The 4,886-nt window shown below is 67.5% G+C and carries 4 protein-coding genes and 1 pseudogene; 4 read left to right on the forward strand and 1 reads right to left on the reverse strand.

From position 1 onward, the window contains the following. The first annotated feature begins 329 nt into the window (after positions 1–329). Positions 330–497, forward strand: coding sequence for a hypothetical protein (locus NI18_RS25100; protein WP_157840541.1), 168 nt, complete (start codon positions 330–332; stop codon positions 495–497). Between the two features lie 112 nt (positions 498–609). Here NI18_RS25100 and trxB read toward each other — a convergent pair whose 3' ends face one another. Next, positions 610–1,578, reverse strand: a complete 969-nt coding sequence (gene trxB / locus NI18_RS14260; RefSeq protein ID WP_037530751.1) for a thioredoxin-disulfide reductase — start codon at positions 1,576–1,578, stop codon at positions 610–612. A 124-nt stretch (positions 1,579–1,702) separates the two neighbouring features. Here trxB and NI18_RS14265 point away from each other — a divergent pair. The 3 genes and pseudogenes from NI18_RS14265 to NI18_RS14275 all read left to right on the forward strand — a co-directional run. Continuing rightward, positions 1,703–3,990, forward strand: a pseudogene (locus NI18_RS14265) (FdhF/YdeP family oxidoreductase). 26 nt (positions 3,991–4,016) lie between these two features. Next, the gene (locus NI18_RS14270; RefSeq protein ID WP_347574865.1) at positions 4,017–4,502 is read left to right on the forward strand and encodes a molybdenum cofactor guanylyltransferase; all 486 of its coding nucleotides are present in this window, start codon (positions 4,017–4,019) and stop codon (positions 4,500–4,502) included. Next, positions 4,499–4,886 (forward strand): formate dehydrogenase accessory sulfurtransferase FdhD (locus NI18_RS14275; protein WP_037530753.1); only part of this gene is annotated, 388 nt, incomplete at its 3' end. The genes NI18_RS14270 and NI18_RS14275, both read left to right, overlap by 4 nt.

The following is a 4,886-nucleotide window of genomic DNA, read 5'->3' on the forward strand; positions in this document are numbered from 1 at the left end:
CGCCGCGAGCGCGCTCGCGCTGTTCGGCGGGGCGGCGGGGATCGACCGGCTACTCCTCGCCAACCCCTGGGTGATCGCGCCGACCGACGACCTGCCCCCTGCCGCCGCGATCCGCGCGCGCTATGCGGCGCGGCTGCGTGATCCGGCCGCGTGGCTCAGCCTGCTCCGCGGCGGGATCAATCTGCGCAAGCTGGTCCGGGGTCTGGTGAGGCTGTGGCGCGGGTCGGGGGGAGGTCGAGGGCGACCTTGCGAGCCGGGTCTGCGGCGCGATCGACGGCTGGGCGGATCGCGTCGTCATTCTGCTCGCGACCGGGGATGCGACCGCGCAGGTGTTTGCGGCACGCTACCGCGGCGCGGCGCGGATCGTGCGACTGGCTACCGGTTCGCACAGCTTCGCCGGGACCGCGAATGCCGGTGCGTTGGAGGCGGCGCTCAGGGACGTGATCGACGGCACGGACGATGCAGGCGCCGCCAGTTCCCCCCACTCGTCATCCTGACGAACGTCAGGACTCAGGGTTACGGGCGATTCCGTCTTTGGCTCTGGATCCTGACTTTCGTCAGGATGACGGAGGGTATGAGGGGCGTGAATCCGACGCACGCCCCCCGCGCTTACTCCGCGGCTTCGGCCAGTTCCGCGAATTCCGCCGCCGCCAGGAACCGTTCGGCGTCGAGAGCGGCCATGCAGCCCGTGCCTGCCGCGGTCACCGCCTGGCGGTAGACCTTGTCGGCAACGTCGCCGCACGCGAACACGCCCTCGACGCTGGTGCGCGTCGAGCCGGTCTCGACCGAGATATAGCCGTCCGAATCGAGATCGATATGCCCGCGGAACAGCTCGGTCGCGGGGTGGTGGCCGATCGCGACGAAGCCGCCATCGACCGCGAGGCGCGAGCGTTCGCCCGTCACCGTGTCCTCGAGTTCAAGCGCGACGAGCCCGGCATTGCCGCCGCCGTCGACGAATTCGCGGACTTCCTTGTTCCACAGCACGGTCACGCCCTTGTGCGCGAACAGCCGCTCCTGGAGGATCTTCTCCGAGCGCAGCGAATCGCGGCGGTGGATGAGCGTCACGTCGGGCGAATGGTTGGTGAGGTACAGCGCCTCCTCGACCGCGGTGTTGCCGCCGCCGATGACGGCCACCTTCTTGCCGCGGTAGAAGAAGCCGTCGCAGGTTGCGCAGGCGCTGACGCCCTTGCCCTTCATCGGCTCCTCGCTGTCGATGCCGAGCCACTTGGCCTGCGCGCCCGTCGCGATGACGAGCGTCTCGCCCTCATACACGTCGCCGCTGTCGCCGATCAGGCGGAACGGGCGGCTGCTGACGTCGACCTTGACGATCGTGTCCCACATCATCCGCGTGCCGACATGTTCGGCCTGCGCCTGCATCTGCTCCATCAGCCACGGGCCCTGGATGACGTCCTTGAAGCCGGGATAATTCTCGACATCGGTGGTGGTGGTCAGCTGGCCGCCGGGCTGGATCCCCTGGACGACGATCGGCGCCATCCCGGCGCGCGCGCCATAGATCGCGGCCGACAGCCCGGCAGGCCCGGAACCGAGAATGAGCATGCGGGTCGTGTGCGTCGTCATCGTGATATCCTTGGAGTTTCGGATCCCATCTAGCGATGGAACATGCGATTTGAACCATCGCCACCGCAATCGGCGTGCATCGTTTGCCGCCCCGCTTCGTTGGAAGGCAAAAGCGGAGAGACGTATGAGCGACGACCGGACCATCGAGATCGAAGACTATACCGCACCCGCCGGCGGCTGGGGGTCGATGAAATCGCTCGTGGAGATATCCGCGCGCGAGAAGATCGGCCCCGAAGCGCTGCGCGAACTCACGCGGCAGAACAAGCCCGAGGGCTTTGCGTGCGTCAGCTGCGCCTGGGGCAAGCCCGCGCATCCGCATACCGCCGAATTCTGCGAGAATGGCGCCAAGGCGACTGCGTGGGAGCTGACATCCTACCGCGTGACGCCGGCCTTCTTTCAGGAGCATACGGTCACCGAGCTGCTCGGCTGGAAGGATTTCGATCTCGAACAGGCCGGCCGCCTGACGCATCCGCTGAAATATGACGCGACCACCGACAAATATGCCGCGTGCAGCTGGGACGAGGCGTTCGCCGGGATCGGTGCGAAGCTCAAGACCTATGACCCGACCAAGGTGATCTTCTACGCCTCGGGTCGCGCGAGCCTCGAGACCTCGTACATGTACAGCCTCATGGCGCGGATGTACGGCAGCCAGAACCTGCCCGACAGTTCGAACATGTGTCACGAGACGACCTCGGTCGGGCTGAAGTCGGCGATCGGCTCCGCAGTCGGGACGATCCACCTTTCGGATTACGAGAAGTGCGACGCGATCTTCTATTTCGGGCAGAATCCGGGCGTGAACAGCCCGCGGTTCCTCCATCCGCTGCGCGACTGTGCCAAGCGCGGCGTCGAGATCGTCGTGTTCAATCCGCTGAAGGAGCGCGGTCTGGAGAAATTCCAGGATCCGCAGAATCCGCTGGAGATGGTCACCGGCAAATCGACGCCGATCGCCTCGCAATATCATCAGGTAAAGACCGGCGGCGACGTCGGCGCACTGATGGGGATGTGCAAATATCTGATCGAGGCGGACGATCGCGCGCGTGAGCTGAACACGCTGAGGATCCTCGACCACGCCTTCCTCGCCGAGCATACCACCGGGTTCGAGCGTTCGCGGATGTCGCACGCGGCACCGACTGGGCGACGATCGAGCATGAGAGCGGGCTGTCGCGCGTCGAGATCGAATCGGCCGCCAAGGTCTATGCGAAGTCGAAGGCGGTGATCGCTGTGTACGGCATGGGGCTGACCCAGCATGTCGGCGGCATCGACAACGTCCACATGCTCGTCAACCTGATGCTGCTGCGCGGGAATATCGGCAAGCCCGGCGCGGGCATGGGCCCCGTCCGCGGCCATTCGAACGTCCAGGGGCAGCGTACCGTCGGGATCACCGAAAAGCCCGAGCTCGCCCCGCTCGACAAACTCGCCGAGCAATATGGCTTCGAGCCGCCGCGCGAGCTCGGCTGGGACACGGTCGCGTCGTGCGAGGCGGTGCTCGACGGCGAGGCGCAGGCGTTCATCGGGCTGGGCGGCAATTTCGTCCGCGCGATCCCCGACCATGCGCGGATGGAGCCGGCGTGGCGCGGGATCGACCTGACGGTGCACATCGCCACCAAGCTCAACCGTTCGCACCTGCTGCCCGGCAAGACCTGCTATCTGCTCCCCTGCCTCGGCCGGATCGAGACGGACATGCAGGGTACCGGGCCGCAGAGCGTCTCGGTCGAGGATTCGTTCAGCCAGATCTATGGCTCGAAGGGCAAGGCGACGCCGGCTGCGGAGACGTTGCTGTCCGAGCCTGCGATCCTCGCGGGTATCGCCAAGGCGACGCTGGCGCCCAATCCGAAGCTCGACTGGGATGCGTGGGTGCGCGACTATGCGCGGATCCGCGATGCGATCGCCGAGACCTATCCGGACATGTTCTCCGACTTCAACGCCAAGATGTTCACCCCCGGCGGCTTCTGGAAGGGCGTGCCGGCGGCGCACCGCGAATGGCTGACCGAGAGCGGCAAGGCGGAGATCAACGTCCCCCACTCGCTCAACGTCACCGGCTTCGAGGAGAGCGAGGGGCGGTTCCGGCTGATGACGCTGCGGTCGAACGATCAGTTCAACACCACCGTCTATGGCTATCATGACCGGTTCCGCGGCGTGAAGGGCACGCGCGACATCGTCTTCATGAACCGCAGCGACATGCTGCGCATGGGGCTGACCGATGGTGACGACGTCGATCTGGTCGGCGATGCGGGCGACAATGGCGACCGCCGCTTCAACAAGCTGCGCGTCGTCGAATATTCGATTCCGGAAGGGTGCGTCGGGGCCTATTACCCCGAGTGCAACCTGCTGATGCCGGTCGCGCACCATGCGCGCGAAAGCCATGTGCCGGCCGCCAAGTCGGTGCCGGTGCGGATCGAGAAGACGCGCTGAGCACGCCGCGGATCCTCGGCGTCGTCCTGGCGGGCGGGCGATCGTCGCGGTTCGGGTCGGACAAGGCGCAGGCGCTGCTCGCCGGGCGCCGCTTGGCCGACCACGCCTGTGCGCTGCTCGGGCCGCATGTCGATGACGCGGTGGTCGCGGGGCGGGATGGTCTGATCCGCGACCTGCCGGGGCCCGATCTGGGGCCGCTGGGGGGCATAGCGGGGGCGCTGTACCATGCGGCGGGTCTGGGCTATACCTCGGTCCTCACGATCGCCTGCGACGTGCCAGCGCTGCCCGACGGGCTGCTCGCGGCGCTGGGCCGCCGCGCGCCCGCCTTCTGCCCCGATGCGCCCGTGCTGGGGCATTGGGAGACCGCGTCCGCTGCCGCGCTGATCGCGCATATCGAATCGTCGCCGCGCCGGTCGGTACGCGGCTGGGCGGAGGCGATCGGCGCCTTGCCGATCCCTGCTCACGGGGTCATCCCCAACATCAACACCCCCGAGGACATGGCTGCGCTGTGACGACTGCCCGTACCGAAGCGATCACTATCCTGCGCCCCGACGCCGTCGCGGCGGGCACGCGCGCGATCGCGATCGAGGTGCCCGTCGCGATCGAGGTCGACGGGCTTGGCTATGCGGTGATGATGATGACGCCGGCGGACCTGCCCGCCTTCACCACCGGCTTCCTGCTGACCGAGCGGCTCGCCGACAGCGCCGACGACGTGCGCGACATCGACGTGTTCGAGGCGGAGGCGGGCTGGATCGTCCGTGTCGGCCTGTCGGAGCGGTGCAGGGGGCGGATCCACGACCGCGTCCGCCACCGGACCAGCGACACGTCCTGCGGGCTGTGCGGCATCTCCGGGCTCGAACAGCTGCGCAAGCCGGTGGCGGGCACCCGCCGCCCCC

The sequence above is a fragment of the Sphingomonas sp. Ant20 genome, assembly GCF_000783375.1.
Classification (GTDB): domain Bacteria; phylum Pseudomonadota; class Alphaproteobacteria; order Sphingomonadales; family Sphingomonadaceae; genus Sphingomonas; species Sphingomonas aerolata.

What these genes read in the sequence shown, in the direction of transcription:
- trxB (WP_037530751.1), bottom strand. Translation starts at nt 1,578, where the DNA reads ATGACGACGCACACGACCCGCATGCTCATTCTCGGTTCCGGGCCTGCC.